This window comes from Thioalkalivibrio sp. ALE10 (assembly GCF_000381385.1).
Lineage (GTDB): Bacteria > Pseudomonadota > Gammaproteobacteria > Ectothiorhodospirales > Ectothiorhodospiraceae > Thioalkalivibrio.
The window spans coordinates 57,734-83,935 of sequence record NZ_KB906450.1 but is presented as its reverse complement, the minus strand read 5'-3'; the positions used below and the strand labels follow the sequence as shown (position 1 = coordinate 83,935).

The 26,202-nt window shown below is 67.8% G+C and carries 27 protein-coding genes; 16 read left to right on the top strand and 11 right to left on the bottom strand.

The features are described from left to right. Positions 1-156 precede the first annotated feature (156 nt). The 3 genes from F788_RS0100410 to F788_RS0100400 are packed head-to-tail and all read right to left on the bottom strand — an operon-like array spanning position 157 to position 3,226. Positions 157-699 (bottom strand): DJ-1 family glyoxalase III, encoded by a 543-nt coding sequence (locus F788_RS0100410; protein ID WP_019022534.1) that lies wholly within the window; start codon positions 697-699, stop codon positions 157-159. A gap of 13 nt (positions 700-712) precedes the next feature. Continuing rightward, on the bottom strand, positions 713-1,975 hold the full coding sequence (locus tag F788_RS0100405) for a S41 family peptidase (RefSeq protein ID WP_019569318.1): 1,263 nt from the start codon (positions 1,973-1,975) through the stop codon (positions 713-715). A 60-nt stretch (positions 1,976-2,035) separates the two neighbouring features. Beyond that, complete coding sequence (locus tag F788_RS0100400) at positions 2,036-3,226, bottom strand: murein hydrolase activator EnvC (protein ID WP_019592823.1); 1,191 nt, start codon at positions 3,224-3,226, stop codon at positions 2,036-2,038. Positions 3,227-3,331: 105 nt separating this feature from the next. Between F788_RS0100400 and F788_RS0100395 the strand changes: the two genes are divergently transcribed. The 5 genes from F788_RS0100395 to F788_RS0100375 are packed head-to-tail and all read left to right on the top strand — an operon-like array spanning position 3,332 to position 5,919. Beyond that, a complete protein-coding gene (locus F788_RS0100395) occupies positions 3,332-3,619 on the top strand; it encodes a helix-turn-helix transcriptional regulator (RefSeq protein WP_051073636.1) in 288 nt (95 codons plus the stop codon). A gap of 19 nt (positions 3,620-3,638) precedes the next feature. Continuing rightward, on the top strand, positions 3,639-4,067 hold the full coding sequence (locus F788_RS0100390; protein ID WP_019022531.1) for a rhodanese-like domain-containing protein: 429 nt from the start codon (positions 3,639-3,641) through the stop codon (positions 4,065-4,067). A gap of 1 nt (position 4,068) precedes the next feature. After that, complete coding sequence (gene grxC, locus F788_RS0100385; protein WP_018868917.1) at positions 4,069-4,359, top strand: glutaredoxin 3; 291 nt, start codon at positions 4,069-4,071, stop codon at positions 4,357-4,359. 17 nt (positions 4,360-4,376) lie between these two features. Then, positions 4,377-4,913, top strand: a complete 537-nt coding sequence (gene secB, locus F788_RS0100380; RefSeq protein ID WP_018868918.1) for a protein-export chaperone SecB — start codon at positions 4,377-4,379, stop codon at positions 4,911-4,913. Positions 4,914-4,926: 13 nt separating this feature from the next. Beyond that, positions 4,927-5,919, top strand: coding sequence for an NAD(P)H-dependent glycerol-3-phosphate dehydrogenase (locus F788_RS0100375; protein ID WP_019022530.1), 993 nt, complete (start codon positions 4,927-4,929; stop codon positions 5,917-5,919). A 9-nt stretch (positions 5,920-5,928) separates the two neighbouring features. Here the strand turns inward: F788_RS0100375 and F788_RS0100370 are convergent, their stop codons facing one another. Continuing rightward, a complete protein-coding gene (locus F788_RS0100370) occupies positions 5,929-6,393 on the bottom strand; it encodes a tRNA (cytidine(34)-2'-O)-methyltransferase (protein WP_019022529.1) in 465 nt (154 codons plus the stop codon). Here F788_RS0100370 and F788_RS0100365 point away from each other — a divergent pair. Further along, entirely contained in the window at positions 6,392-7,360 is a 969-nt protein-coding gene (locus F788_RS0100365; RefSeq protein ID WP_019022528.1) for a dihydroorotate dehydrogenase, read from the top strand. The two genes, F788_RS0100370 and F788_RS0100365, sit on opposite strands and share 2 nt — an antisense overlap. A 27-nt stretch (positions 7,361-7,387) precedes the next feature. Here F788_RS0100365 and ntrC read toward each other — a convergent pair whose 3' ends face one another. From ntrC to F788_RS0100335, 6 genes are all read right to left on the bottom strand, one after another. Continuing rightward, positions 7,388-8,848, bottom strand: a complete 1,461-nt coding sequence (ntrC, locus tag F788_RS0100360; protein ID WP_019022527.1) for a nitrogen regulation protein NR(I) — start codon at positions 8,846-8,848, stop codon at positions 7,388-7,390. Beyond that, positions 8,845-9,951 (bottom strand): nitrogen regulation protein NR(II), encoded by a 1,107-nt coding sequence (gene glnL, locus F788_RS0100355; protein WP_019588900.1) that lies wholly within the window; start codon positions 9,949-9,951, stop codon positions 8,845-8,847. The genes ntrC and glnL overlap by 4 nt, the downstream gene beginning before the upstream one ends. Positions 9,952-10,106: 155 nt before the next feature. Further along, positions 10,107-10,484, bottom strand: coding sequence for a DUF4124 domain-containing protein (locus F788_RS0100350; protein ID WP_019588899.1), 378 nt, complete (start codon positions 10,482-10,484; stop codon positions 10,107-10,109). Continuing rightward, positions 10,463-11,251 carry a hypothetical protein gene (locus F788_RS0100345; protein WP_019588898.1) on the bottom strand — a complete coding sequence of 263 codons (789 nt, stop codon included), beginning with the start codon at positions 11,249-11,251 and terminating at the stop codon, positions 10,463-10,465. Before F788_RS0100345 ends, F788_RS0100350 begins: the two co-directional genes overlap by 22 nt. Next, on the bottom strand, positions 11,245-11,640 hold the full coding sequence (locus F788_RS0100340; protein WP_018868926.1) for a DUF2782 domain-containing protein: 396 nt from the start codon (positions 11,638-11,640) through the stop codon (positions 11,245-11,247). Before F788_RS0100340 ends, F788_RS0100345 begins: the two co-directional genes overlap by 7 nt. Further along, positions 11,640-12,365, bottom strand: coding sequence for a TIGR00730 family Rossman fold protein (locus F788_RS0100335; RefSeq protein WP_018868927.1), 726 nt, complete (start codon positions 12,363-12,365; stop codon positions 11,640-11,642). Before F788_RS0100335 ends, F788_RS0100340 begins: the two co-directional genes overlap by 1 nt. A 138-nt stretch (positions 12,366-12,503) precedes the next feature. On the opposite strand from F788_RS0100335, the gene polA reads away from it, so the two are divergent. Genes polA through F788_RS0100320 form a run of 3 tightly spaced genes read left to right on the top strand, consistent with a single transcriptional unit; the run spans position 12,504 to position 16,415 of the window. Further along, on the top strand, positions 12,504-15,215 hold the full coding sequence (gene polA, locus F788_RS0100330) for a DNA polymerase I (protein ID WP_019588897.1): 2,712 nt from the start codon (positions 12,504-12,506) through the stop codon (positions 15,213-15,215). 27 nt (positions 15,216-15,242) lie between these two features. Next, positions 15,243-15,749 (top strand): hypothetical protein, encoded by a 507-nt coding sequence (locus F788_RS0100325; protein WP_019588896.1) that lies wholly within the window; start codon positions 15,243-15,245, stop codon positions 15,747-15,749. Positions 15,750-15,779: 30 nt separating this feature from the next. Continuing rightward, positions 15,780-16,415, top strand: a complete 636-nt coding sequence (locus F788_RS0100320) for an SCO family protein (RefSeq protein ID WP_019588895.1) — start codon at positions 15,780-15,782, stop codon at positions 16,413-16,415. A 208-nt stretch (positions 16,416-16,623) separates the two neighbouring features. Here the strand turns inward: F788_RS0100320 and yihA are convergent, their stop codons facing one another. Then, complete coding sequence (gene yihA / locus F788_RS0100315) at positions 16,624-17,280, bottom strand: ribosome biogenesis GTP-binding protein YihA/YsxC (protein ID WP_019588894.1); 657 nt, start codon at positions 17,278-17,280, stop codon at positions 16,624-16,626. 160 nt (positions 17,281-17,440) lie between these two features. Between yihA and F788_RS0100310 the strand changes: the two genes are divergently transcribed. The 7 genes from F788_RS0100310 (at position 17,441) to F788_RS0100280 (ending at position 26,187) form a co-directional block, all read left to right on the top strand. Continuing rightward, positions 17,441-18,064: a cytochrome c gene (locus F788_RS0100310; protein WP_018868932.1), complete on the top strand. Its 624-nt coding sequence runs from the start codon at positions 17,441-17,443 to the stop codon at positions 18,062-18,064. A gap of 264 nt (positions 18,065-18,328) precedes the next feature. Then, the gene (locus F788_RS0100305; protein WP_018868933.1) at positions 18,329-20,422 is read left to right on the top strand and encodes a cytochrome c biogenesis protein ResB; all 2,094 of its coding nucleotides are present in this window, start codon (positions 18,329-18,331) and stop codon (positions 20,420-20,422) included. Between the two features lie 28 nt (positions 20,423-20,450). Then, positions 20,451-21,623: a c-type cytochrome biogenesis protein CcsB gene (ccsB, locus tag F788_RS0100300; protein ID WP_018868934.1), complete on the top strand. Its 1,173-nt coding sequence runs from the start codon at positions 20,451-20,453 to the stop codon at positions 21,621-21,623. Beyond that, a complete protein-coding gene (locus F788_RS0100295; RefSeq protein ID WP_018868935.1) occupies positions 21,624-22,253 on the top strand; it encodes a thiol:disulfide interchange protein DsbA/DsbL in 630 nt (209 codons plus the stop codon). Between the two features lie 29 nt (positions 22,254-22,282). After that, positions 22,283-23,929, top strand: a complete 1,647-nt coding sequence (locus F788_RS0100290) for an acetolactate synthase large subunit (protein WP_019588893.1) — start codon at positions 22,283-22,285, stop codon at positions 23,927-23,929. A gap of 42 nt (positions 23,930-23,971) precedes the next feature. Beyond that, on the top strand, positions 23,972-24,820 hold the full coding sequence (locus tag F788_RS0100285; RefSeq protein WP_019588892.1) for an endonuclease/exonuclease/phosphatase family protein: 849 nt from the start codon (positions 23,972-23,974) through the stop codon (positions 24,818-24,820). 86 nt (positions 24,821-24,906) lie between these two features. After that, on the top strand, positions 24,907-26,187 hold the full coding sequence (locus F788_RS0100280; RefSeq protein WP_019588891.1) for a GGDEF domain-containing protein: 1,281 nt from the start codon (positions 24,907-24,909) through the stop codon (positions 26,185-26,187). The last annotated feature ends 15 nt before the right edge of the window (positions 26,188-26,202 follow it).

The following is a 26,202-nucleotide window of genomic DNA, read 5'->3' as shown; positions in this document are numbered from 1 at the left end:
CAGGCATTGGCCGAACGCAAAATCGGCCGGAGGGCCGGCCTCCTACCGGGGCCAGGGTTCGACCTCCTCCCTGTAGGAGGCGAGCCCCCTCGCCGATTCGGCCACCGATTCGGCCCTCTCGCCGATCCGATATCCCGTCCGTTCCGGCGGCCCGCCTCAGGCCCGCAGGAGCGGACCCTCAACCGCCTCACGGGCCTCGCGGCCCGCCAGTTCCTCGATCACCGCCAGGGTGAAATCCATCGCCACGCCGGGCCCGCGCCCGGTAATGACGTTCCCGTCGATCTCCACGGCCGCACCGCTCGACTCCACCCCGGTGCCATCGAGCGCGCCGGTAAAGCAGGTCGCTCGGCGGCCCTGCAGCAGCCCCGCCTGCGCCAGGACCTTGGGTGCCGCACAGATGGCCGCCAGATGCCGGCCCGCTTCTGCCTGTTTCTGCAGCCGCGCGATCAGCCGCGGGTCATCGCGCAGGTGATTCGCGCCCGGCAGTCCCCCGGGAATGGCAATCAGATCGAAATCCTCGCCGACGGTCGTTTCGAGGTCGCTGTCCGGCTGGATCACCGTAGCGCGCGAGCAGGTGACCGGCCCGGCCTCCTGACCGGCCACCGTGACCTCGAAGCCGGCCCGCCGGAACAGGTCGATCATGGTCACGGCCTCCAGCTCTTCCGAGCCGGAGGCCAGAGGTACGAGCACTCGCGTCATCGAGCCCCTCCCGCTAGCGTCCGTTGTAGAAGTTCAGGCCCTTGAGGAGATTGAGGGCCTCGTTCAGGCCAAAGTCGCGCTCGGCCAGGCTTTCTTCTTCCTCGTCATCGACATCGTCCGGCAGGTCGGGCCGCGCGGGCGAGTCGTCTTCCGAGCGCGATACCCGCAGGGTCTCGTCCAGCGCGATGTCCGGGGTGATCCCTTCGTCCTGGATGGACCGGCCGTCCGGGGTGAAGTAGCGTGCGGTGGTCAGCTTGATCCCGGTCTGCTCCGACAGCGGCAGGATGGTCTGCACCGACCCCTTGCCGAAGCTGTTCTGCCCCATGATGATCGCGCGACCGTGGTCCTGCAGAGCACCCGCGACGATCTCCGAAGCCGACGCCGAGCCGCGGTTGACCAGTACCACCATCGGCACGCCATCGAGGACGTCCCCCGGCGAAGCGTCATATTCGATCTGCGCCTCGTCCAGACGGCCCTCGGTGTAGACGATCCGTCCTCCGTCCAGGAAGGCGTCGGACACGCCCACGGCGCCGTTGAGGATCCCGCCCGGGTTGTTGCGCAGGTCCAGGACCAGGCCCTTCAGTCCGTTGGCCTCCTTGAGCTCCTCGATCGCGCTGACCAGATCCCGCGCCGTGCGTGTCTGGAAGTTGCTGACGCGTACGTAGCCGTAGCCGTCTTCCAGCATCTCGGAGCGGACCGATTCCACCTGGATGATGTCGCGCGTGATGGTGATCTCCAGCGGCTGATCCTCGCCGTCGCGCACCACCGTCAGGGTGATGTCGGAACCCTGTTCGCCGCGCATCCGGCTGACGGCATCCGACAGGGTCATGCCGCGCACCGAGTCACCGTCCAGACGCACGATGAGGTCACCCGCCTGGATGCCCGCACGATCCGCCGGCGTGTCGTCGATCGGAGCGATGACCTTCACGAAGCCGTCTTCCATCCCGACCTCGATTCCGAGGCCGCCGAACTCGCCCGAGGTTCCCGCTTCCATGTCACGGAAGTCGTCCTCGTCGAGGTAGGAAGAGTGCTCGTCGAGCCCCGTCAGCATGCCCTGAATGGCGTTGTCCAGCAGCTCGCTGTCGTCGACTTCCTCGACGTAATTGCGCTTGATGCGCATGTAGACGTCGGTGAAGCGCTGCAGGTCCTCGACCGGCAGTGCCGACAGACCGGCGGCATCGTCGCGCCCGGCGTACACGCCCACGGACACGCTCAGCATGATGCCCAGAACGAGGCCGGTGAGCAGGCCGTAGCCGGAATGGAAAAGCTTGTTCATCAGAGTATCCCTTGTCCGAGGTCTTTCTGCGGATATGCGCCCAATTCTAGCATTCCGCCCTTACTGTGACGGCCACCATGCCTGCGGGTTCAATGTCTGCCCCTCCCGCCGTACTTCGAAGTACAGTCCCGGCGCGATGGCGGGACTGCCTTCCCCGGCGCGACCCACCGGCTCGCCTGCATCGGCCGATTCCCCCGGCCCGGCCAGGATGTCTTCGAGGTTGCCGTACAGCGTCAGGTAACCGTCCCCGTGATCCAGGATCACCAGGAACCCGTAGCCCTGCATCCAGTCCCCATAGACCACACGACCCTGATGCACTGCCCGCACCGGCGCGCCGGAGGGCGCCTCCAGCACCACCCCGTTCCACTGGCTGCGCAGGCTGCCCCGGCGTTCGCTGCCGAAATCGCGGATGACCCGCGCATCCACCGGTCGCGGCAACTCCCCCTCCAGATCCGCGAACGGGACATCCGGATTGACCGCGCGGGACCGAGGGGTCGCCTCCTCGCCCGTTTCTTCTTCGGCGGTGGTGGCATGGCGTTCTTCTTCGATCTCCGTGATCACGCGATCCAGGGTCTCGGCGTTGCGTTCGAGGCGCTCCAGCTCGAGTGCCTCGTCTTCCATGGCCGCCTCGAGCTCCTTCAGTGCCGCCCGGCGGGCCGCTTCCTGGCGCTCCAGCTCGGCCATCGCTTCGCGGGTTTCGGTTTCGCGACGTGCCAGCCGTTCGCGCTCCTCGGTCAGATCGGCACGCGCCGCCCGCAGCTCCTCGATCCGTGCGTGCAGGTCTGCCAGGGCCCGTTCCCGCGCCTGCTGAATGGCGGACGCGTAAACGGGGTGGTGCCGCTGTCCGTCTTCCGTCGGTCGGTCACGCTGCCCGTGGCGCGCCTGCAGCCACTGGTCATGCACCAGTCGCGCCGCGTCGCGTCGCTGCTCGTGCAGCCGTTCCTCGCGTCGGGCCACGCGCGCCTCGTGCTCGGCAATCACCTCCTCCTGGGCCTCGCGGCGGCGTTCCAGCTCATCCAGTCGTTCGCGTTGTTCGCCCGCGCCCCGGGCGGACGCGGCGATCCGGTCTTCCAGATCGGCGACTGCCGCGCGTCGTTCCTCCAGCGAACGTTCGACGTCCCGGATGGCCTCCAGGGTCTTTTCCAGCTCCGCCTCGGGTTCCAGCGCCGTGGCCGGCACGGCAACCAGCAGGCCCGCCAGCAGCAGGCCAACCCATGAAAGCGACAGGGACAAGATTGCGTGAATCCGCATATCGGGGTACGTTTGCGTTCTAATATTCTCACCCAGTGGCAGGGGTCTTGCCCCTCCGAACGAGAGGCTGCCGTGAGCGACGAACCGTGCATCGAAGACGAACTGATGTCGCAGGACGAGGATATCGAGAGGGCCTCGCGCTCGCTGAAGGCCATGTCCCATCCGCTGCGGCTCAAGATCCTGTGCATTCTGGGCGACCGGGAGGTCAGCGTACAGGAAATCGTGGATCAGGTCGGGACCTCGCAGAGCAATATTTCCCAGCACCTCGGAATCCTGCGTGACAAGGGCATCCTGGCCACGCGCAAGGACGCCAATCGGGTCTATTACCGCGTGGGGGACTCCCGCACCCTGCGCCTGATCGGTATGATGCAGGACGTCTTCTGCCGTTCCTGAATCCCGACCGGTCTCCCGCATGCTTGAACGACTGCCCGAATTCCTCGCCAACAACCCGATTCTGACGGGCGCCCTGGTCGCGGTGCTTGCCCTGATCATCTACGCCGAGTTCCGGCGCCTGACACGCAAGTACCGCGAGCTGGCGCCCACCGAAGCGGTGCGCGTGATGAACCAGGATGATGCCCTCGTGCTGGACGTGCGCGAGCACAACGAGGTCTCCGGCGGCCGCATCGGTGGCGCGAAGCATATCCCCATCGGCGAACTGAAAAAGCGCATGCAGGACATCGAGGCGTGGAAATCCAGCCCCGTCGTGGTCTATTGCCGCAGCGGCAACCGGTCCTCCATGGCCGCGAACCAGCTGACGGCGGCCGGCTTCGAGGACGTGGTCAATCTCTCCGGTGGCATCCAGGCATGGGAAAATGCGGGCATGCCGCTGAAGAAGAAGTGACATGCGCTTCGAGGTCTACTCTACCGGGCACTGCCCTTTCTGCATCCTCGCCCGCCGCCTGCTGAACCAGCGCGACCTCGGCTTCGACGAATACCGCATCGATCGGGACTCCGGGCTGCGCCACGAGATGGAACAGCGGGCGGACGGACGCACCAGCGTCCCGCAGATCTTCCTGGGGGACACCCATATCGGCGGCTACGATGAACTCCAGGCCATGGAACGGTCCGGCGAGCTGGACCGCCTGATCGAGGCCTGCGGGGGCGTGGACGCCGGCGATTCCACGAACACCTGAAAGGATCCGAACGCACCATGGCTGAAGAAAACCAGACCGACGCGGCCGCACAGGGCGGCCAGGGCTCCGACGGCCCCGAATTCTCCATGCAGAAGGTCTTCATCAAGGACCTGTCCTTCGAGGCCCCCGGCGCCCCGGAGATCTTCCTCAAGGAATGGAAGGGCGAGACCGGCATCCAGCTCAACACCCAGGCGCGCCCGGTGGGCGAGCAGGAAGGGGTCTACGAGGTCGAGCTGGGCCTGACGGTCACCACCGAATCCAACGGCGAGACCGGCTACCTGGTCGAGATCAAGCAGGCCGGGGTGTTCATCGTGCGCGGTTTTTCCGAGGAACAGCGCAATCAGCTGCTGGGCGCCTACTGCCCCAATGCGCTGTTCCCCTTCGCCCGCGAGACGGTTGCCGACCTGGTCCTGAAGGGCGGATTCCCGCAGCTGCTGCTGCAGCCGGTCAACTTCGACGCGCTGTATGCCAAGCACCTGAAGGAACAGCAGGAAGGTTCGGGTCAGGGCCAGGGAGGCAACGGCGCCGCCGTCACGGCCAGCGAAAACCCCTGAGCCGGCCCGGCGCATGCGCATCGCGGTACTGGGGGCCGGTTCCTGGGGGACCGCCCTGGCGGTGCATGCCGCACGCCTGCACGACGACGTGCGGCTGTGGGGGCGTTCGGCCGAGACCGCCGAGCGCCTCCAGCGCGAACGCGAGAATCCCCGCTATCTCCCGGGCCTGACCTTCCCGCGCAACCTGCGGGTGACCGCCGCGTCGGAGGTCGTCGACGGCGTCGACCTGGTGCTGGTGGTCGTGCCTTCGGGCGCCTTCCGCGAGACCCTGCGCTGGCTGCGGCCCCGGCTGGAACCGGGGCAGGTCGTGGCCTGGGCCACCAAGGGGCTGGAAACCGGGACCGGTGCCTGGCTGCACGAGGTGGCCGAGGCGGAACTCGGCCCCGGACAGCCGGCGGCCCTGATCTCCGGGCCTTCGTTCGCCGCCGAGGTCGCGCGCGGTCAGCCCACTGCCCTCACCGCCGCCTCGGCCGACCCGGAGCGCCGGCGACGTCTGGCGGATGCCTTCCACGGCGGTTCCATGCGCATCTACGGCAACCCCGACGTGATCGGCGTGGAGCTGGGCGGGGCGTTCAAGAACGTCCTCGCGGTGGCCTCCGGTATCGCCGACGGGGCCGGGTTCGGCGCCAACGCCCGCGCCGCGCTGCTGACCCGCGGGCTGGCCGAGTTACAGCGCCTGGGCGAGGCCCTGGGGGCGCGGCCGCAGACCCTGACCGGGCTGTCCGGCCTCGGCGATCTGCTGCTCACCTGCACCGACGACCAGTCGCGCAACCGCCGCGTCGGTCTTTTGCTGGGCCAGGGTTACGACCTGGCGACCGCGCGCGAGCGGGTGGGCCAGTCGGTGGAAGGGGTCGAGACCGCGCGCGTGGCAGTGGAACGCGCGCATGCCGCCGGCGTGGAGATGCCGATCTGCGAGGAGGTGCACGCGGTGCTCTACCGTGGCCGGCGGGTGCACGACGCGGTGCGGCGCCTGCTGGAGCGCGACCCGGTCGCCGAGAATATCTGACCCATCGGCTCATTCGCCGCCGGCGAAGTCCAGCTGGCGCCAGGCCTCGTAGATCACCGCCGCGACCGAATTGCCGAGATTGAGGCTGCGGCTGCCGGGCTGCATCGGCAGCCGCAGGTGTCGCTCCTCCGGGATCGCGTCCAGTTCCTGCTGCGGCAGGCCGCGGCTCTCGGGGCCGAACAGGAAGGCATCGCCGGCGGCGAACGCCGGGGTATCAAAGCGGCAGGTGCCGCGCGTGGTGATCGCGAACACCCGCCGCGGGGCCACGGATTCCCGCCAGGCGGCCAGGCTGTCATACTCGCGGACCCGGGCCCATTCCCGGTAATCCAGCCCCGCGCGGCGCAGCCGGCTCTCGTCGAGGCTGAAGCCCAGCGGGTGGATCAGATGCAGGGCCGCCCCGCTGTTGGCGGCCAGACGAATGACGTTCCCGGTGTTCGGCGGGATCTCGGGCTGATACAGGACGATGTGAAACATGAGCGAAGCGCGCGACGATTCGCGGCTCTCCCTGGAATTCTGCGGGCTGCATTTCAACACGCCTCTGGTGCTGCTGTCCGGCTGTGTCGGCTTCGGCGAGGAATATACCCGGGTGGCCGGCTTTTCCAACCGCGATGCCGGCGCGGTGTGCCTCAAGGGCACCACCGGGGCCGCACGGCCCGGCAACCCCCCGCACCGGGTGTACGAGACCCCGGAGGGCATGCTCAACGCCATCGGCCTGCAGAACCCCGGGGTCGAACAGGTGGTCGGCGGGATCCTGCCGGGGCTGGATTACGACGAGACGCGCTTCATCGCCAACGTCTCCGGCTCCACCATCGAGGAATACATCGCAGTCACCCGGGCCTTCGACGATTCCCCGGTGGACGCGATCGAGATCAACATCTCCTGCCCCAATGTGAAGGAAGGCGGGGTCGCCTTCGGCAACGACCCCGACATGTCCGCGCGGGTGGTCGAGGCCTGTCGCTCGGTCACGCAGAAGCCCCTGATCACCAAGCTCTCGCCCAACCAGACCGACATCGCCGAGAACGCCCGGCGCTGCATCGAGGCGGGTACCGACGGCTTTGCCGTGATCAACACCCTGATGGGCATGGCGGTGGATGCCGAGAGCGGCCGCGCGGTGATCGGCAACAACCAGGGCGGACTGTCGGGCCCGGCGATCAAGCCGGTGGCGCTGCTGAAGGTCCACCAGGTCCACCAGGTAGCGAAGGCCCACGGCATCCCGATCATCGGCCAGGGCGGGGTCACCCGCGCCGAGGATGCCCTGGAATTCCTGCTGGCGGGGGCTGCTACCGTGGGCGTGGGTACCGGTCTGTTCTACGATCCGCTGTGCCTGCCGAAGATCCTCGCGGGCATCAACGACTACATGGACCGCCACGGGATCGGCCACGTGAGCGAGCTGACCGGGCGGCTGCAGCTGAACGAGGGGTTCTCCGGCTGCGGCGCCTGACGCGCCGGCAGCGCCCGGGCCCGCCGGTTACGGTCGCTCCTCGTTCATACCCAGCTCCTGGATCTTGCGCGTCAGCGTGTTGCGGCCCCAGCCCAGCAGGGCCGCGGCCTGCTGGCGGTGTCCGCCCGAGGCTCGCAGCGCCTCGCGGATCAGCGTGCGTTCCATCGCCGGCTGCAGGCTTCCCAGCACGTCCCGGTCACCGCGTTCCCAGTGCTCGCGGGCCACGCGCGCCAGTTCATCGGTCCACTCCCGGGGTTCGATCGGCACGGCCTGTGCCGGTCCCGGTCCCGGTTGCGGCGTGCCCGTGGACCGGGGCGCGTCATCGCGGCGCAGTTCCGCCGGCAGGTCGTCCAGGTGCACCTCGCGTCCGGAGGCCATCACCGTCAGCCAGCGACAGGTGTTTTCCAGCTGGCGCACATTGCCCGGCCATGGCAGGCGCTGCATCTCCGCGACCACCTCGGGGCGCATCACCTTGGGCTCCACGCCCAGCTCGGTGGCCACCTCGCTCATGAAATGATTGACCAGCAGCGGGATATCTTCCGGCCGCTCGCGCAGCGACGGCACATGGATGCGGATCACGTTGAGGCGGTGGAACAGGTCCTCGCGGAACTGCCCCGCGCGCACCCGCTCTTCCAGGTCCTGGTGGGTCGCGGCGATGATGCGCACGTCGGTATGGATGGGGGTATGCCCGCCCACCCGGTAGAAGGTGCCGTCGGCCAGCACTCGCAGCAGGCGGGTCTGCAGGTCGAACGGCATGTCGCCGATCTCGTCGAGGAACAGGGTTCCGCCGTCGGCCTGCTCGAAGCGGCCCTTGCGGGTCTGGCTGGCGCCGGTAAAGGCCCCCCGCTCGTGGCCGAACAGCTCGCTTTCCAGCAGGTCCTTGGGGATGGCCGCCGTGTTCAGGGCGATCAGCGGCTGCCCCGCCCGCGGACTGTGCTGATGCAGCGCGCGTGCGACCAGCTCCTTGCCGGTCCCCGATTCGCCGTTGATCAGAACCGTGATATTGGAGCGTGACAGGCGGCCGATGGCGCGGAACATCTCCTGCATCGCCGGCGCCTCGCCGATGATGGGGGTTTCCTCGGCGCTGCCCTCGTCGGGCGTTGCGGCCGCCAGGCTGTCACGGCGGGCCTCCAGGGCACGCTGCACCAGGGCCACCGCCTCGTCCACGTCGAACGGCTTGGGCAGGTATTCGAACGCCCCGGTCTGGTAGGCGCCCACCGCGCTCTCCAGATCGGAGAATGCGGTCATGATGATGACCGGCGGCGCGTCACCGCGGCTCTGCATGCGCGCCAGGAAATCGAGCCCGTTGAGCCCCGGCATGCGAATGTCGGCGACGATGGTATCCGGGGTGTCTTCCGTCTCCAGGGCCGCCCATGCCGCGTCGGCGGACTCGAACCCGCGCACCGCGATATCGGATCGGCTCAGGGCGCGTTCCAGCACCCAGCGGATGGAATCGTCGTCGTCGATGATCCAGACCGTCGGATTCATGCGTCGGGGCTCTCGCTGGCGGGCGGTCCGGCCACGGGCAGGAGGATGTCGAAGCGCGTGGAGCCGGGCCGTGAATGGCATTCGATCAGGCCGTCATGCAGCTGGACCAGGCTCTGCGCGATCGGCAGGCCGAGGCCGGTGCCGCTGTCGCGGCCGGTGACCATGGGGAAGAAGATCCGCTCGCGGACCTCCTCGGGGATTCCCGGCCCGTTGTCGCGCACGCTCAGGCGCGCGACCAGCCGGTGGCGTTTGCCGGAAACGGTGTACTGGCGCAGGATGCGCGAGCTGAGCACGATCTCGCCCTCGTCGCCCAGCGCCTGCAGGGCGTTCTGCACCAGGTTGAGGAGCGCCTGCACCAGCATGTCGCGATCCGCTTCGATCTCCGGGATCGAAGGGTCGTAGTCGCCGCGGATCTTCACGCCCAGCGGCAGCTGGACGCTGATCAGGCCGCGCACATGCTCGAGGACCTCGTGCAGGTTAAGGGGGGCGCGCTGCGGCATGTTGTTGGGGCCGAGCATGCGGTCCACCAGCGAGCGCAGGCGGTCGGCCTCATGGATGATGATGCGCGTGTATTCGCGCAGGTCGGGATCGTCCAGTTCTCCGGCCAGCAGCTGCGCGGCGCCGCGCAGCCCGCCGAGCGGGTTTTTGATCTCGTGCGCCAGCCCGCGCGTGACTGCGCGCGAGATGGCCTGCTGCTTCTGCAGCTGTTCCTCGCGCGAGATGCGCTCGTGCCGGTCGATCGCGCTGAGTTCGAACAGCAGCCGTCCGGGTTCGTCACCCTCGCCGTGCAGCGGCGTGATCACCACGTCGGCCAGGAAGCTTTCCGCGCGCAGCGGTTCCAGGCGCCGCGCACGCAGGGTGATCGGCTGGTCCCGGGTCAGGGCGTTGCGCAGACGGGTGGACAGGTTGCGGTCCAGATGCAGCCACTGGCCGAGCGGGTGACCGAGGATGCGCTCGCGGCTGAGGCCCAGCAGGACCTCGGCCGCGCCGTTCATCGCCTGCAGCCGCAGATCCCCGTCGGTGACCATCACGGCCGTGGACAGGTCGTCCCACCACGGGGGGGTGGGCAGCGAGGCGGGCGAAGGGGGCGTATGCGGGCTCATCACCCGGTTTCAAGCATGAAGTGCGCCAGAATGGCCACGAGGGCGTCGCAGCGCTTCGTCCGGGGGCGTTGTGCGGTGGCGCTCTGATGAGGTGCAGTCATTGCCCCATTGTAGGGCATTCTGTGCATCAAAGTGGTGCGATGCCCGTGGCTGGCTCAGAAATCCACCAGTTCCACGGGCACCGGGACGTCCTCGATCGAAGTTTCGTCTTCAGCGTCGGTCTCTTCGTCCGCGGCCGCGTCTTCCTCCGGGGCGTCGTCCGTCGGGTCTTCTCCCGGCCGCCGTATCGGGCGTTCGAGGATCTCGCGGGCATTCTCCAGGGGGACGGCGCCCATCGGCTCCTGAACTTCGATGCGTTCGCTGCGCCCGTCGCCGGGTGCCTCGTCGGAGAAATGCACCACACCGTCTTCATCCACCCAGCGGTGGACCTCGGTGGAGGCCAGAACGCCGACGCCCGGCGCCCCGGCGATGGCCAGGGCCACAAGCCCCGCGAGGGAGGCTCGCGGGGTCATCAGGCGGCGGGCCTTATCCATACCGACTGCACCCGGGTGCCGGCGTCCTGCAGGCCGGCCAGGCGCGGATCGGGGCCCGCGGGCGCGTGGCCGGCCTCGATGCATTCCAGCCAGTCGTCCAGCGCGGCCATGCGCAGGAGCGTCGGGGCGGCGCCGCGTTCGATCGCGCTCAGCGGGCGCTCGCGGTGATAGCCATCCAGCAGGGCGCGGTAGCGTTCGCGATCGAGCTCGCCCGTCTCGCTGACGGCCACCGCCAGCGCGATGCGCGCCAGTTGCCAGAACGCCGGCACGGGGGCCGGCGGGAGCGTCAGATCCGCCAGTCCGGTGTGTTCGCCGTGCCGCCGGACCGAGCGCCAGAAGCTGCCGGCCACCGGCAGGTCCTCGAACCGGTACAGCCCCTGATGATGCAGCTCGCGGTTCAGTTGTTCGCGCGCCTGTTCGTCCAGGGTGGCGCTCAGGTCTTCGGTACGTTCGCGCAGCTGCTGCTGCAGTACCCCGCGGCGCCAGACGCCGTCCTGCGGCAGGGCCTCCGCCGGATGCCAGGCCTGCCAGCGGGCCGCGAGGCGCCCCAGCGCCTCCGGCGTGCCGGGACCGCTGGCGATCGCCCCGGGCTCCGCGGCGTTGCCGCGCTCCAGGGTCCAGTGCGCGCGATCCCCGTCAAGCTGCGGGGCATCGCCATCGGCCGGCAGCCCCAGCGGAGCGCCGGCCGCCCGGGCAGCGGCAAAGGCTGCTTCCAGCGCCGCGGCACCCGCGACCGGCAGTTCCACGGTCGACTGCGTGCTTACCATTCCAGGATCCTCCAGCGGGGCGGGGTGAAACCGGGGGCCAGGTCGTCGCGGCGTTCAAGATCGCCTTCCCCGGTGACGTCCACCAGATAATAGGTCGGACCGGCGGCCGGGGTGACCTCGACGATCACCAGCTCACCGTCCACGCGATATTCGCGTCGCCGCTCGCCATCGCGCTCCATGATGATGACGTCCGCCTCTTCCAGTTCCTGCAGCTGGCGGGCGCGCTCGTCCAGCACCGGCGGCGGTGCGGGCTCGTCGCCGGCGGCCTCGTCGGGCATGTCGGGCGGTGGCGGGGCGTCTTCGAAGTCCTGCGCCGCCAGCGGCCCGGCGGCGAGAACAAGGCCCAGCAGGGCAGCGGCCAGCGCCGTGGCGCGGGTGCTCGTCATCATCAGAGCTCCATCAGTCGTTGTTTCTCTTCCGCCGAGGGCTCGAAGCTGCGGGCCTCGTAGTACTCGAAGATCACGTCCACGACCTCCTCGGGGGTGTCCACCACCGAGTATAGATTGAGGTCCTCGGCATCGATGGTCCCATGGGTGACCAGCGCGTCCTCGAACCACTGCAGCAGGCCTTCCCAGAACTTGCTGCCCACCAGCACGACCGGGATGCGGCGGGTCTTGCCGGTTTGCACCAGGGTCAGGATCTCGGCCAGCTCGTCCAGGGTGCCGAAGCCGCCCGGCAGTACCACGTAGGCGGAGGCGTACTTGACGAACATCACCTTGCGCGAGAAGAAGTGCCGGAACCCCAGGCCAATGTCCTGGTAGGGGTTGGCGTGCTGTTCGTGCGGCAGCTGGATGTTGAGCCCGATGCTGGGGGAATGGCCGGCGAACGCGCCCTTGTTGGCGGCCTCCATGATGCCCGGCCCGCCGCCGCTGACCACCGCGAAGCCCGCGTCCGACAGCTGGCGCGAGATCTGTTCCGCGAGCAGGTAGTCCGGGTGGTCGGACGGGATGCGTGCCGACCCGAACACGCTGACCGAGGGCTTGATGTGCGCGAGGCGTTCGAAGCCCTCCACGAACTCCGCCATGATCTGGAAGATCTTCCAGCTCTCGCGGGTCAGCGAGGAGTCGTCGATGGGCCGCAGCCCGGGGTGTTCGGCTCGATCGTGATCGTTCATGGGGGGCGCGTTCTTTGCACTCTGGGGCGCCTAGACTAACCGTGGCCCGACGGCCGCACAAATCGCGCCGGCGCTGCTCGGGCCGGGGCCCGCAGCCTGCTAGAATGCTTCCCTCGCAAGCCCAGCCGGATCCGCATGATGTCGCAAGCCCCGCTCGTCCTGGTCGACGGTTCTTCCTACTTGTTCCGGGCCTACCACGCCCTGCCCCCGCTGACCGCCCCCGACGGCCACCCCACCGGGGCGCTCTACGGCGTGGCCAACATGCTGCGCAAGCTGCGCGCGGACTATGCCCCCGAGCGCATGGGGGTGGTGTTCGACGCGAAGGGGCCCACCTTCCGCGACGAGATCTACCCCGAATACAAGGCCACCCGGCCGCCGATGCCGGAGGAGCTGGCGGCGCAGATCGAGCCGCTGCACGAGCTGGTGCAGCTGATGGGCTTCCCGCTGCTGTGCGTGGAAGGGGTGGAGGCGGATGACGTGATCGCCACCCTGGCCGACCGCGCCGCGGCTGCCGGGCAGGATGTGGTGATCTCCACCGGCGACAAGGACCTGGCGCAGCTGGTGGACGGCCACGTGACCCTGGTCAACACCATGAGCGGGACGGTGCTGGATCCCGCCGGCGTGCGCGAAAAGTTCGGCGTGGAGCCGGAGCAGATCGTCGACTACCTCGCGCTGATGGGCGACAGCGTGGACAACATCCCGGGGGTCGAGAAGGTGGGGCCCAAGACCGCGGCCAAATGGATCGCGAAGTACGGTGACCTCGACACCATCCTCGAGCGGGCCGACGAGATCGGCGGCAAGATCGGCGAGAATCTGCGCGCTGCGGCCGATCGCCTGCCGACCTCGCGCGAGCTGATCACCGTGCGCCGGGATGTCGATCTGCCGCTGGGCCCCGATGACCTCGAGCTGCGCGAGCCCGATTCGCAGCAGCTGCTGGAACGGGTGCGCCACCACGGGTTCTCCCGCTGGCGCGCGGAGCTGGAAGGCGGCGACGCCGGCGACGCTGCCTCCGGTAACGACGGTAATGCCGATCCTGGGCAGGCGGCCGAATATCACACCGTGCGGGACGAGGCGGCATTCACGGAGCTGCTGGAACGCCTGCAGGGCGCCGCGCGGGTCGCGTTCGACACCGAGACCAGCAGCCTGGAGGCGATGCGGGCCGAGCTGATCGGCATGTCCTTCGCGTTCGAGGCAGGTACCGCGTACTACCTGCCGCTGGCCCACAGCGGTCCGGACGCCGATCCGCAGCTCCCGCGCGAGGCGACCCTGGAGCGCCTGCGGCCGTGGCTGGAATCGGCCGAACACGGCAAGCTCGGCCATAACCTCAAGTACGACCGCAACGTGCTGGGCAACCATGGCATCGTGCTGCACGGGATCGTCGATGACACCCTGCTGCAGTCGTTCTGTCTCGACGCCGGCGCCAACCGGCACGACCTGGATTCGCTGGCCGAACGCCATCTGGATCACCGCACCACGAAATACGAGGACGTGGCCGGCAAGGGGGCGAAACAGATCCCGTTCGCCGAAGTGGATGTCGGCATCGCCACCGATTATGCCGGCGAGGACGCGGACATCTGCCTGCGTCTGGACGCCCTGTTCCGGCCGCGCCTGAACGAGGCCGAGGGCCCGGCCTTCGTCTACCGCGAGATCGAGATGCCGCTGGTGCCGGTGCTCGCGGACATCGAACGCGCCGGCGTGAAGGTCGATCCGGACCTGCTGGGCGAGCAGAGCCAGGAGCTGGCCGACGAGATGGAGCGCATCGAAAAACAGGCCTTCGACGAGGCCGGTACCGAGTTCAATCTCGGCTCGCCCAAGCAGATCCAGGAGATCCTGTTCGAGCGTCTGGGCCTGCCGGTCCTGCGGCGCACGCCCAAGGGCCAGCCCTCCACCGCCGAGGACGTGCTGGAGCAGATGGCGGACGACTACGCCCTGCCCCGGCTGATCCTGGAGCACCGTGGCCTGTCCAAGCTGCGCAGTACCTATACCGAGACCCTGCCGCGGCGTATCCACCCGGAGACCGGGCGGGTGCATACCTCGTATCACCAGGCCGGCGCGGCCACTGGGCGCCTGTCGTCTTCCGAGCCCAACCTGCAGAACATCCCGGTGCGCACCGAGGCCGGCCGGCGCATCCGCCGGGCGTTCATTGCCGCACCCGGCTATCGTCTGCTGGCGGCCGACTATTCGCAGATCGAGCTGCGGATCATGGCCCACCTGTCGCAGGACGCCGGGTTGCTGCAGGCCTTCGCCGACGGGCTGGACATCCATCGCGCTACCGCGGCCGAGGTCTTTGGCGCTGATCCGGAGGCAGTCAGCAGCGAGCAGCGGCGCGCGGCCAAGGCGATCAACTTCGGCCTGATCTACGGCATGTCGGCCTGGGGGCTGGCGCGCAACCTGGGGATCGAGCAGGCCGAGGCGCGGGAGTACATCGACCGCTATTTCCACCGCTACCCCGGCGTGCACGACTACATGGAGCGGGCGCGCGAACGCGGGCGCGAGCAGGGCTACGTGGAAACCCTGTTCGGGCGCCGGCTGTACCTGCCCGAGATCAACAGCCGCAACGGGGCCCGCCGGCAGCAGGCCGAACGGGTGGCGATCAATGCCCCGATGCAGGGCACCGCGGCCGACATCATCAAGCGTGCGATGGTGCGCATGGCGCGGGACCTGGACGGCAACGGGCTCGATGCCCGCATGATCATGCAGGTGCATGACGAACTGGTGTTCGAGGTTGCCGACGATGCAGTGGAGGCCCTGGGCGAACGGGCCCGCGCCGCGATGGGCGGGGCGGCCGAGCTGGATGTCGAGCTGCTGGTGGACATCGGCGTCGGAGATAACTGGGATGATGCCCACTGAGGCTCCTGTCGGAGCCGGAGGCTGAGCATGGCGGATCTCGAATCACTGGCCCGCGGGTTCAACCGCGTGGCCCCGTGGCTGGTCGCGGGCCTGCTGCTGGCGGCCGGCTGGGTGGCGGCGGACCGCTACCTGGCCGGCGGGGGCGGCGGCGACGATGTCGTGGTGGTGACCCCGGAGATCTGCGATCTCAATGAAGGGGCCTGTACCGCTCAGCACCCCGAGGGAGGCGAGATGACCCTCGAGATTACCCCGCGGCCGGTCCCCATGCTGCGGGAGCTGGAGCTGCATCTGCGGCATGTCGGGCACGACGGGCGCGACCCCGAATGGATCGAGCTGGATTTTGCCGGGGTGGAGATGTACATGGGCTTCCAGCGCCCGCGCCTGGAACGCGTGGGCCCGGGTGAATACGCCGGCACCACCACCCTGCCGGTCTGTACCACCGAGGCGATGACATGGGCGGCGACCGTGCTGCCGGAAGGCGACGGCGACGCCGCGCGGGTACAGTATCGTTTCGTCACCGCCCGCGACCACTGACGTACGGGCTTGCACCGAGGATTGCGCACGATGTCCCGACTTCCCCTGACCACCCTCCTGTGGGCCCTGGCCGCCGTCGCCGCGGCCGCGCTGCTGCTGTATGTATGGCTGGTGCCCGGGCAGCCCCCCGCGGGCGAGGCCGCCACTCACGAAGACATCCCGGTGGCCGACCGGGTGACCGGCGGCCCGTTCCAGCTGCCGGTCTCCACCGAGGGGGAGGCCTTCGATCTGCGTGATCTGGAGGGGCAGTATGTGTGGCTCTACTTTGGTTATACCTCCTGTCCGGATGCCTGCCCGGTCAGTCTCGGATGGATCCGGATGGCGCTGGAGCAGCTCCCCGAGTCGCTGGAGGACCGCGTCAGTGCGGTGTTCGTCAGCGTGGATCCCGAGCGTGACGACCGCGAGCACCTGGCGGAATACACCGACCATTTCCATCCCCGGATCCAGGCGGCCACCGGCCCGCACGATGCGCTGGAGCCGGTGGTGGAGCAGTACGGGGTGTTCTACGAGAAGACCGACAGCCAGTCCGCGATGGGCTACGTGATCGATCACAGCTCGTCCACCTACCTGGTGGGGCCGGAGGGCGATCTGCTGGAAATCCATCCGCACGGCACTTCGGCGGATGAACTGGTGGCGACCCTGCAGGCCCATGCGGAACGCGAGTGAGGGCCGCGGTTTCGCGCGCTTTCCCGGGTTGTGACGCATTGCCGTCCGACAGTAGAAGGACCGGGAACTTCACGGTCGGTGAAGCGTCATAAGGAGTGAGCGCCATGGCCCGGCGCTCCCCGCTTCTCTCCCTGAGCGGGAAGACCTCGCATCCCCCTGTCGAGGTCGCTGTTGCCCCGATCCTCCTCCCCGGGATCGGGGCACTTTTTTATGGGCCCTGTTCGGCCCCGCCGTCCTCGTCCCCGTCCCTGTCCTCCGCGGCGGTTTCTTCCTCCAGCCATTCCGCAAGGAGCCCGCGCAGGTCGTCGACGCCCTGGTTCTTCAGCGCGGAGAAGGTCTGCAGCGAAGCCTCGATTCCGGCCTCTTCCAGACGCGCGTGGGTGGCGTGCAGCTGGCGCTCGGCTTCCTGTCGCGAGATCTTGTCGGCCTTGGTCAGTACGCAGTGCAGCCGCCGGTTCGCGCCGGTCCATTCGAGCATCTGCCAGTCCAGGTCGGTCAGCGGGCGGCGGATGTCCATGATCAGGACCAGCCCCGCCAGGCACTGGCGTCGGCGCAGATACCCGCCCAGCAGCCGGTCCCAGTGTTCGCGCTGTTTCGCGGAGACCTTCGCGTAGCCGTAGCCGGGCAGGTCGATCAGGCGCCAGTCCTCCGCCGGCGGAAGGGTGAAGACGTTGATCTCCTGAGTGCGGCCCGGCGTGCGCCCGACCCGGGCCAGGGCCTTGCGCCCGCACAGGCCGTTGAGGGCGCTGGACTTGCCGGCGTTGGAACGCCCGGCGAAAGCGATCTCGACCCCCTGGTCCGCGGGGAGCTGGTCGAGGCGGGAGACACCCCGGGAAAAGGCGGTTTCACGAAAACGAGGTTGCATGATCGAAATCATCCTGAGCTGAGCGGGACAGTGGGAAACTTTTGTGGGTTCCCTGGCGTTGTGCTATAAACTGCGCCCCAGATTTTGATCGCCCTTCTACACGGGGCACAAGGAACGGGTCGAGGCCCGGCACGCATATACAAGCAGGAGATTCTCCACCATGAACCACAAGCTTTCCGCTCTCTTTGCTGCCCTGTCCGTCTCCCTGATGCTCCCGCTCTCGGCGGCCCAGGCGGGCGATCCCCAGCGCGGTCAGGAACTCTCGCAGTCCTGCGCCGCCTGCCACCAGGCCGACGGCAACAGCACCAATCCCGAGTGGCCCAAGCTGGCCGGGCAGCACCCGAAGTACACGGCCAAGCAGCTGCGCGACTTCCAGGATGGCGAGCTCCGCCACGATAACCTGATGGCCGGAGAGGTCGCCGACCTCAGCGAGCAGGACATGAAGGACCTGGCGGCCTATTACGCCGAGCAGAGCATCACGACCGAGACCGCAGACGAGGACGTGGTCGCGCGCGGCGAGCAGATCTATCGTGGTGGCATCCCGTCGGAAGGCGTGGCCGCCTGCATCGCCTGCCACGGCGCCCAGGGCCAGGGCAATCCGGAGGCCATGTTCCCCAAGGTCGCCGGTCAGCACGCGACCTACAGCCTGGACCAGCTGCAGCAGTTCCGTGACGGCGAACGTCGCAACGACAACGGCCAGATGATGCGCGGCATCGTTGGCAACATGTCGGACGAAGACATGGAGGCCGTGGCCCAGTACATGGCCGGCCTGCAGCCGAACTGAGCACGGTACGTACGGCCCGGGTGCGCAGGCGTGCTCCGGGTTCGTCCGGTTTACGAGGGGGCGGCCGTGGCCGCCCCCTCGTTGTTTCGGGTTCCGGAAAATGCACGGGCGGGAACCCGGATACCGGAATGAAGTCGGAAGGCGGGGCGTCTGTTCCCGCGCCCTCCACGCAGCGCCGGAACCCAGCGTCCGTGCGGAATGTCGTGGAAATTGAATTTCCGACCGCGTCCCGACACATTCGGGGCGATTAACGCAGGTTTGAACATGGCAGAATCCCATCAGCCCGCAGGGGCCTCCGAACGCAGCAACCGGACGGGCTCCGAGTCCTCGTCCGGCCGTCAGGCCCGGACCCCGCGCCGCAGCCGGATCATCGTCGAATTCCTGGGGTCGATGAACCTCGCGATCACCCTGCTGGTGGCCCTGGCCATCGCCTCGGTGATCGGCACCGTGCTGGTGCAGAACGAGCCGTACACCGAGTACCTGATCCAGTTCGGGCCCTTCTGGCACGAGATCTTCGCCGGGATGGGGCTCTACCAGGTGTATTCGGCGACCTGGTTCCTGCTGGTGGTGACCTTCCTGGTGGTTTCCACCGCCTTCTGTGTCTACCGCCAGACGCCGGGCATCCTCAAGGACCTGCGCCGCTACAACCTGCAGGTGAAGGAAAAGTCCCTGCGTTCCTTCCCGGCCAGCTCTACCGGCGATCTGGGGCAGTCGCAGGAGGATTTCCTCGCCCATGCCCGCCGGGTTCTGAAGGCCCAGGGTTTCCGGGCGCGGGAAAAGACGCGAGACGGCGAGACGGTCGTCGCCGCGATGAAGGGGCGCTGGAACCGCCTCGGCTACCTGCTGACGCACGTGGGGATCGTGGTGATCTGCGTGGGCGCGCTGCTCGACGGCCAGTTCCTGCTCAAGGTCAACGAGTGGATGGGCAACGTCGAGATCGAGACCCGCTCCATCCCCGAATCGCAGGTGCCCGAGATCTCGCGCGTCCCGGTCAGCAACCCGTCGTTCCGCGGCAGTGTGGAAATCCCCGAGGGGGCCTCGGCCAACGTGGTCTTCCTGCCGGTACGCGAGGGGTATCTGGTGCAGGATCTGCCGTTCCGGGTCGAGCTGGAGGAATTCCGGATCGAACGCTTCTCCACCGGCGCGGAACAGTCCTACGAGAGCGACCTGGTCATCCATGATCCGGAGCGCGACGAACCCTTGCGCGCCACCATCAGCGTAAACGACCCGCTGATCTACAATGGCTATGCGATCTACCAGTCCAGCTTCGCCGACGGCGGTACGCGTCTCGAAATGGAGGCCATCCCGCTCGGCGCAGGCGCCCTGCGCGGCGTGGACTTTCCGGGCCGGATCTTTGACGAGATGGATATCCCGGCCCCCGGCGGCGAGGAGTTGACGATCGAGTTCATCGACTTTTCCGTGGTGAACACCCAGGCCCTGCTCAACGAGGAGGGCGAGGAAGAAAACGTGTTCCTCGGCCCGCGCGTGGATTTCCGCCTGGTGGACCGCACCGGCGCGGGACTCTATTACCGCAACTACCAGAATCCGATCCCGCAGGAAGGCGCGAAATATTTCCTCAGCGGTGTCCGCGAGAGTCCGGCCGAGGAATTTTCCTACCTGTTCATCCCGGCGGACGCGGATGACTCCCTGGATCGCTTCCGCACCTATCTGACCATGCTTCACGATGACGAGGTCCGCATGGCCGTCGCGCAGCAGGCCGCGCGGGGTTCGGAGGACATGATGGGCGGAGAAGAAGGGCGCCAGGCGATCGCGCGCACCGTCAGCATGCTCATGCAGACCTTCGCCGAAGGCGGTTACCCTGCGGTGGACGCCGAGATCGAGCAGCGCATCCCCGAAGGCCAGCGCGAGCAGCTCGGCGGCCTGCTGTTCCAGGTCCTGAACTCCGGGCTCCAGGGCCTGTACATGGAAGTCCTGGAGGAAGAAGGCGTGGTGGCGATCACCGAGGCGGAACAGCGCTGGCTGGAAGATGCCGTTTCGGCCATCAATGCCCTCAACTTCTACGGCTCGCCGTATTTCTTCCGCCTGGACGACTTCGACCATCGCGAGGCCTCGGGCCTGCAGATCGCGAAGGCACCGGGCGAAAGCACGGTGTACACCGGCAGCCTGATGCTGATCATCGGGATCTTCCTGATGTTCTACGTGTCCTACCAGCGTCTGTGGATCGTGGCACGTCCGAACGAGGACGGCAGCGGCACCCACGTGGTGATGGCGGGCACGAGCAACCGTCACCGGGTGGAATTCGAGAAGCGCTTCGCGCATCTTAAACGGTGGATCATCGAGCAGAAGAACGTTGGCGACGATGAATCGCCGGATTCTGCAACCAACAAGAACGACTAAGTCGCACGCAGTCGGAGGAGAGCGCCCCATGTCTGTACCCCACGAGGCCCTGGATTTCGAACGGCCCGGATTCTTCCGGCAGCTGCTTCTGCGGGACTGGGCCTACATGGCCCTGGTCCTGGCGGTGGCGGTCACGGCCTATGCCATGTACGGCCACATGATGGACCGCTACGACACCGGCGGCCTGATCCTCGCGGCCGGCATGAGCGCCTGGCTGGGCTGGTTCTGGCGGCCCTGGCAGCTGTTCTCCGTCATCGTGGCGGCGCTTTCGCTGTTCGGGGTCTGGCTGTACGGGGATGATCTGGCGCGCGGCGAGAGCGTGTTCTGGCTCAACTACATCGGTTCCGGCCAGGCCGGGGTGATGTGGATGAGCGTGATGGTCTACCTCTCCACGGTTGCCTATGCCGTGGGCCTGTTCTCGCGTTCCGACTTCCCCTATCGCGTTGGCGGGGCCTTCGCCTGGATCGCGGCGGGCGCGGGCCTGATGGCCCTGATGGTGCGCTGGCGCGAGATCTATCTGCACGATCCGAGCTGGGGCTACATCCCGGTCGCCAACCTTTACGAGGTGTTCGTGCTGATGGTGGCCATGATCGCGCTGATGTACCTGTACTACGAACAGCGTACCGGCCAGCGGGGCATGGGTGCCTTCGTGATGCTGGTGGTTGCGGCCTCCACCACCTTCCTGCTGTGGTACATGTTCGATCGTGACGCCCACATGGTCGAACCGCTGGTGCCGGCGCTCAACAGCTGGTGGATGAAGATCCACGTGCCCACCAACTTCGTCGGCTACGGCGGATTCGCGATCGCGGCGATGCTGGGCGTGGCCTATCTGGTGCGCCACCGCATGGAACGCACCCGTCCCGACTCCCGTGTGCTGGCCCGCATCCCGAGCAAGGATGCGCTGGACGGGGTGATGTACAAGGCCATCGCCATCGGCTTCGCGTTCTTCACCATCGCCACCGTGCTGGGCGCCATGTGGGCGGCCGAGGCCTGGGGCGGCTACTGGACCTGGGACCCGAAGGAAACGTGGAGCCTGATCCTGTGGCTGACCTACGCGGCCTGGCTGCACATGCGCTTCACCAAGGGCTGGCGCGGTCCGGGCATGGCCTGGTGGGCGGTCATCGGTCTGTTCGTGACCACCTTTACCTTCCTGGGCGTGAATATGTTCCTGTCCGGTCTGCATTCCTACGGAGAACTGTAAATGAAGCGTCGTCAGTTTCTTGGAACTCTGGCCGGTACGGGCGCCCTGCTGGCGTCCGGCCGCCTGCTGGCCGACTTCGCCGAGGGGCGCAACTTCATGCGCCTGGACTCGCCCGTCGATTACGGTCTGGACGAAGGACGGATCAAGGTCGTCGAGGCCTTCTGGTACGGCTGCCCGCACTGCTACTCGTTCGAGCCGCTGGTACAGGAGTGGAAAGCCGAACTGTCCGATGACATCGAATTCGAGTACATGCCGGCCCCGCTGAACGATGTCTGGGCCCTGCACGCGCGGGTCTACTACGCGGCGGAGCAACTGGGCATCGTGGATGCCATCCATCAGCCCTTCTACGACGCCATTCACGAGCAGGGGCGCGAGATGCGCTCGGAGAGCGCGATCCTGCGATTCGTCAACCAGATGGATCAGGATGCCGACGCCTTCCGCGAGGCGATGCGTTCGGAAGACGTGGCGCGCCAGGTCGGCCGCTCCGCCGAGCGTGTGCGCGAGTATCGTCTGGAAGGCGTCCCGTCGATGGTGGTCAACGGCGAATCCGTGGTTTCGGCCAGCATGACCACCAGTCACGAGCAGATGCTGGAGATCGCCGATCATCTGATCGCCGAGGCCCGGGGCTGAGCGCCCCGGCCCGACCCTCGAGGGAACGCATGTCCGATCCGTCGCCGACCACCGCACGGCGCCTGGTACAGTGTCTGGAGCAGGAAGGGGTCGAACGGGTCTTCGGCCTGCCCGGCGAGGAGAACATGGCGGTCCTCGATGCCCTCGAGGACTCGCCGATCGAGTTCGTCACCACCCGCCACGAGCAGGGCGCGGCCTTCATGGCCGATGTCCACGGCCGCCTGTCCGGCCGGGCCGGGGTCTGCATGGCGACCCTGGGGCCCGGTGCGACCAACCTGATCACCGGTGTGGCGGATGCCAACATGGACCACGCGCCGCTGGTGGCCATCGCCGGCCAGGCCAGCACCCATCGGCTGCACAAGGAATCCCACCAGGTCCTGGACCTCAAGGGGCTGTTCGGTCCGGTCACCAAATACGCCTCCAGTGTGGTGGAGCCCGAGATCCTGCCCGAGGTCCTGCGCAAGGCGTTCAAGTGGGCCGAGGGCGGCAAGCCGGGGGCCAGTTTCATCGAGCTGCCGGAAAACGTGGCATCCCAGCCCTGCCCGGTGGCGCCGCTGCCGGTCCACTCGGGGGCGCCGGCGGTGCCCGCGGAGGCGTCCCTGGCGGCCGCTGCACGGTTGCTGGAGCAAGCCCGGCATCCCCTGATCCTGGCCGGTAACGGTGTGATCCGCTCGGGCGCCAGCGAGGCCCTGGCGCATTTCGCCGGGACCCTCAATATCCCGGTGGCCAACACCTTCATGGCCAAGGGCGTGTTGCCGTTCCGCCACCCGCTGGCGCTGGGAAGCGTGGGCCTGCAGAGCCGCGACTACGTGCACTTCGGCTTCGACAAGGCGGACGTGGTCCTGTGTATCGGCTACGACCTGGTCGAATACCCGCCGTCACTGTGGCACCCGGAGGGTGACTGCACCCTGATCCACGTGGATGCCTCCCCGGCGGAGATCGACGGCCACTACGACATCCAGGCCGAGGTAATCGGCGATCTGGATACTTGTCTGCGGGATCTTGCGGAGCGGGTCAGCCCGCGCGAGGAGACCGTGCTGCGGCCCCTGCGCCAGTTGCTGATCGACGACATGAACGAGCATCGGGAGGACACCGGTGTCCCGATGAAGCCGCAGAAGATCATCTGGGATCTGCGCACCGCCGCCGCGCTGGACGCCGTCGTGATCACCGACGTAGGTGCCCACAAGCTGTGGATGGCGCGCATGTTCCGCTGCGAGCTGCCCAATACCTGTCTGATCTCCAACGGGTTCGCCAGCATGGGCATCGCGGTGCCGGGGGCGGTGGCCGCGGCCGCGCTGGACCCCGGCCGCCAGGTCGTGGCGGTCACCGGAGACGCCGGCTTCCTGATGAACGTGCAGGAACTGGAGACCGCCGTACGCCTGGGCCAGAATTTCGTGGTGCTGGTGTGGAATGACAGCGCCTACGGCCTGATCGAATGGAAGCAGGTACGCGAATATGGCCGCAAGGCCTCGGTGGACTTCGGCAACCCCGACTTCGTTGCCCTCGCCCGCTCGTTCGGGGCCGAAGGGATGCGCATCGAGCCCGGCGACAGTCTGGAACAGGCCCTGCGTTCCGCCCTGGCGCGCCCCGGAGTCACCGTCATCGACTGTCCGGTCGACTATTCTGAAAATCTCAAGCTCACGGAACGCCTGGGGGATCTCGTCTGTCCCTTCTGAACAGGAGTCCCGTGAGGGATGACGGGCAGGAAGGATGACACCATGACGGAAAACGGCGTGTCCGCGGAGACCGACGAACCCGCCCGTGGTCTGGTGTGGCAGCCGGAGGCTGCGGGCCACCGACTGCGTCTGCTGAGTTTCAATGCCCAGGTGGGCATCCACTCCTCGCGTCTGCATCATTACGTCACCAACAGCTGGAAGCACGTGCTGCCCTACGGCGGGCGCATGACCAACCTGGAGCGTGTCGCCCGCTTCATCCGTGACTTCGACATCGTCGGCGTGCAGGAGCTGGACGGCGGCAGTCTGCGCTCGCGCTTCGTCGATCTGTCCAGCTGGCTGTCCGAGCGTGCCGACTTCCCCCACACGTATACCCGCATCAACCGTGATCTGGGCCAGATCGCCAAGCATTCACTGGCGCTGTTCTCACGGATCGAGCCGGTGCATGTGCAGATGCACAGCCTGCCCGGGCCGCTGCCCGGACGCGGGGCGGTGGAGGCGCGGTATGCAATGGGGAATGGCGAGGAGCTGGTGCTGTTCCTGCTGCACCTCGCGCTGAGTCGGCGCGCACGTCGCCAGCAGCTGGACTATGTGGCCGAACGCATCGAGGATCAGCCGCACGCGGTGGTGATGGGCGATCTCAACTGCCAGCAGGACAGCCCCGAGATCCGCCGCCTCGTCGCGCGTACCGGGCTGATGGAACCCATGGCCTGCCCCGCCACCTATCCCGCCTGGGACCCGCAGCGGGTGTTCGATCACATCCTGCTGACCCCGGACCTGCACGTGTCCGACATGCGGGTCTACAACGTTGCGCTGTCCGATCATCTGCCCGTGGGTGTGGAGATCCAGCTCCCCGCGAGCGAACGTCTGGCCGCCGGGACCGCTCCCGCCTGACCGGTCCGCGCGCCGCATTTCCGGGATTCGGCGGTGGCATTCAGGTCGCCCATCAGCTGTAATGGGCGCCCGTACAGGGGAGAGCCATGGCCGACAACGACCTGCGCAAGAACGTCATCGAACTGGAGTCGGCGCTCAATGCCGAGCGCGAACGCATGCGTTCGCTCCGACGCGTGGCCCTGCGCGCCCTGGCCGTACTGTCGGCCCGCGAGCCCGATCTCGAGGGCGCGGTGCATGACCTGACGCGCACCATCGAAGACAACCCCGAGGATACCCGGGCCCTTGATCGCATGAGTGCCCGGCTGGCGGACACCATCCGCCAGCAGGACCAGCGCGAGGACCTGGAAGCCGGTTTGCTGGCCGCGCTGGAGAGCGGGTTGCAGGGCTTCACGTTTCTGGCCGAAGACCTCGCAAAGGTCCATCAGGCCGCGGAACGCGGAGACGCGGACCTGACGCGGCGAAGTCTCGCGCGGGTGTTCTCCGCGTTGCAGGAGAACTGCGGCCAGGCGCTGGCCGAGCGCGAGCAGCTCTCGGAGGTGATGGGCGAGATCCGTTCGCGCCTGAATGACGTGGATTCGGCCCTGTCGGCCGACCACGACCACTCGGAACGCACGCGGACGTCCATCCGCGAGCTGCACGAGAACATCTCCGGGGATGTCAGCAGCATCAAGGGCCGCGTGGTCGACATCACCGACATCGACACCATGCGCCGCGAGGTCGTTGAGGGCCTCGACCGGGTCGCCGACCGGGTCCGCGATTTCCGCGATACCCGCGAGGCCGAACTGCTGGCAGCCCTGGAGCGCAACCGGGCCCTGCGTGCGCGCAGCCAGGAGCTGGAGAACCAGGTTGCCGGGCTGCATGAACGTCTGTCCCGGGCGCGGGACGAGGCCACCCGCGACAAGCTGACGGGGCTCCTCAACCGGCACGCCTTAGACCAGCGGATGGCCGCCTTCCCGGCCGATGCCGGCCCGGCCTCCCTGATCGTCTGGGACATCGATCATTTCAAGCGTATCAACGACGAATACGGTCATACCTCGGGCGACCGCATCCTCAAGGCCGTCGCCGAGGTGCTGGCCGAACGCGTCAGTGAGCCCGACTTCGTCGCCCGTTACGGCGGCGAGGAGTTCGTGATGGTGATGCATCAGCCGCTGGAGGCCGCCCGCGAACAGGCCGACCAGCTGCGTCGCGAAGTGGCCGCCATCGTGGTCAGGGCCGGCAGCAAGCGCCTCAAGGTCACCATCTCCGGGGGCCTTACGGAGCTGCGTGCCGACGCGCCCGAGGGCACCGCCTTCGAGCTGGCCGACAAGGCGCTGCTGGCCGCGAAACGCCAGGGCCGTGACCGTATCGTCGCCGTTGCGCCGGACTGACCGGAGGGTTCGAGA

What these genes read in the sequence shown, in the direction of transcription:
- F788_RS0100410 (WP_019022534.1), bottom strand. Translation starts at nt 699, where the DNA reads ATGACGCGAGTGCTCGTACCTCTGGCCTCCGGCTCGGAAGAGCTGGAG.
- F788_RS0100405 (WP_019569318.1), bottom strand. Translation starts at nt 1,975, where the DNA reads ATGAACAAGCTTTTCCATTCCGGCTACGGCCTGCTCACCGGCCTCGTT.
- F788_RS0100400 (WP_019592823.1), bottom strand. Translation starts at nt 3,226, where the DNA reads ATGCGGATTCACGCAATCTTGTCCCTGTCGCTTTCATGGGTTGGCCTG.
- F788_RS0100395 (WP_051073636.1), top strand. Translation starts at nt 3,332, where the DNA reads ATGTCGCAGGACGAGGATATCGAGAGGGCCTCGCGCTCGCTGAAGGCC.
- F788_RS0100390 (WP_019022531.1), top strand. Translation starts at nt 3,639, where the DNA reads ATGCTTGAACGACTGCCCGAATTCCTCGCCAACAACCCGATTCTGACG.
- grxC (WP_018868917.1), top strand. Translation starts at nt 4,069, where the DNA reads ATGCGCTTCGAGGTCTACTCTACCGGGCACTGCCCTTTCTGCATCCTC.
- secB (WP_018868918.1), top strand. Translation starts at nt 4,377, where the DNA reads ATGGCTGAAGAAAACCAGACCGACGCGGCCGCACAGGGCGGCCAGGGC.
- F788_RS0100375 (WP_019022530.1), top strand. Translation starts at nt 4,927, where the DNA reads ATGCGCATCGCGGTACTGGGGGCCGGTTCCTGGGGGACCGCCCTGGCG.
- F788_RS0100365 (WP_019022528.1), top strand. Translation starts at nt 6,392, where the DNA reads ATGAGCGAAGCGCGCGACGATTCGCGGCTCTCCCTGGAATTCTGCGGG.
- F788_RS0100370 (WP_019022529.1), bottom strand. Translation starts at nt 6,393, where the DNA reads ATGTTTCACATCGTCCTGTATCAGCCCGAGATCCCGCCGAACACCGGG.
- ntrC (WP_019022527.1), bottom strand. Translation starts at nt 8,848, where the DNA reads ATGAATCCGACGGTCTGGATCATCGACGACGACGATTCCATCCGCTGG.
- glnL (WP_019588900.1), bottom strand. Translation starts at nt 9,951, where the DNA reads ATGAGCCCGCATACGCCCCCTTCGCCCGCCTCGCTGCCCACCCCCCCG.
- F788_RS0100350 (WP_019588899.1), bottom strand. Translation starts at nt 10,484, where the DNA reads ATGGATAAGGCCCGCCGCCTGATGACCCCGCGAGCCTCCCTCGCGGGG.
- F788_RS0100345 (WP_019588898.1), bottom strand. Translation starts at nt 11,251, where the DNA reads ATGGTAAGCACGCAGTCGACCGTGGAACTGCCGGTCGCGGGTGCCGCG.
- F788_RS0100340 (WP_018868926.1), bottom strand. Translation starts at nt 11,640, where the DNA reads ATGATGACGAGCACCCGCGCCACGGCGCTGGCCGCTGCCCTGCTGGGC.
- F788_RS0100335 (WP_018868927.1), bottom strand. Translation starts at nt 12,365, where the DNA reads ATGAACGATCACGATCGAGCCGAACACCCCGGGCTGCGGCCCATCGAC.
- polA (WP_019588897.1), top strand. Translation starts at nt 12,504, where the DNA reads ATGTCGCAAGCCCCGCTCGTCCTGGTCGACGGTTCTTCCTACTTGTTC.
- F788_RS0100325 (WP_019588896.1), top strand. Translation starts at nt 15,243, where the DNA reads ATGGCGGATCTCGAATCACTGGCCCGCGGGTTCAACCGCGTGGCCCCG.
- F788_RS0100320 (WP_019588895.1), top strand. Translation starts at nt 15,780, where the DNA reads ATGTCCCGACTTCCCCTGACCACCCTCCTGTGGGCCCTGGCCGCCGTC.
- yihA (WP_019588894.1), bottom strand. Translation starts at nt 17,280, where the DNA reads ATGCAACCTCGTTTTCGTGAAACCGCCTTTTCCCGGGGTGTCTCCCGC.
- F788_RS0100310 (WP_018868932.1), top strand. Translation starts at nt 17,441, where the DNA reads ATGAACCACAAGCTTTCCGCTCTCTTTGCTGCCCTGTCCGTCTCCCTG.
- F788_RS0100305 (WP_018868933.1), top strand. Translation starts at nt 18,329, where the DNA reads ATGGCAGAATCCCATCAGCCCGCAGGGGCCTCCGAACGCAGCAACCGG.
- ccsB (WP_018868934.1), top strand. Translation starts at nt 20,451, where the DNA reads ATGTCTGTACCCCACGAGGCCCTGGATTTCGAACGGCCCGGATTCTTC.
- F788_RS0100295 (WP_018868935.1), top strand. Translation starts at nt 21,624, where the DNA reads ATGAAGCGTCGTCAGTTTCTTGGAACTCTGGCCGGTACGGGCGCCCTG.
- F788_RS0100290 (WP_019588893.1), top strand. Translation starts at nt 22,283, where the DNA reads ATGTCCGATCCGTCGCCGACCACCGCACGGCGCCTGGTACAGTGTCTG.
- F788_RS0100285 (WP_019588892.1), top strand. Translation starts at nt 23,972, where the DNA reads ATGACGGAAAACGGCGTGTCCGCGGAGACCGACGAACCCGCCCGTGGT.
- F788_RS0100280 (WP_019588891.1), top strand. Translation starts at nt 24,907, where the DNA reads ATGGCCGACAACGACCTGCGCAAGAACGTCATCGAACTGGAGTCGGCG.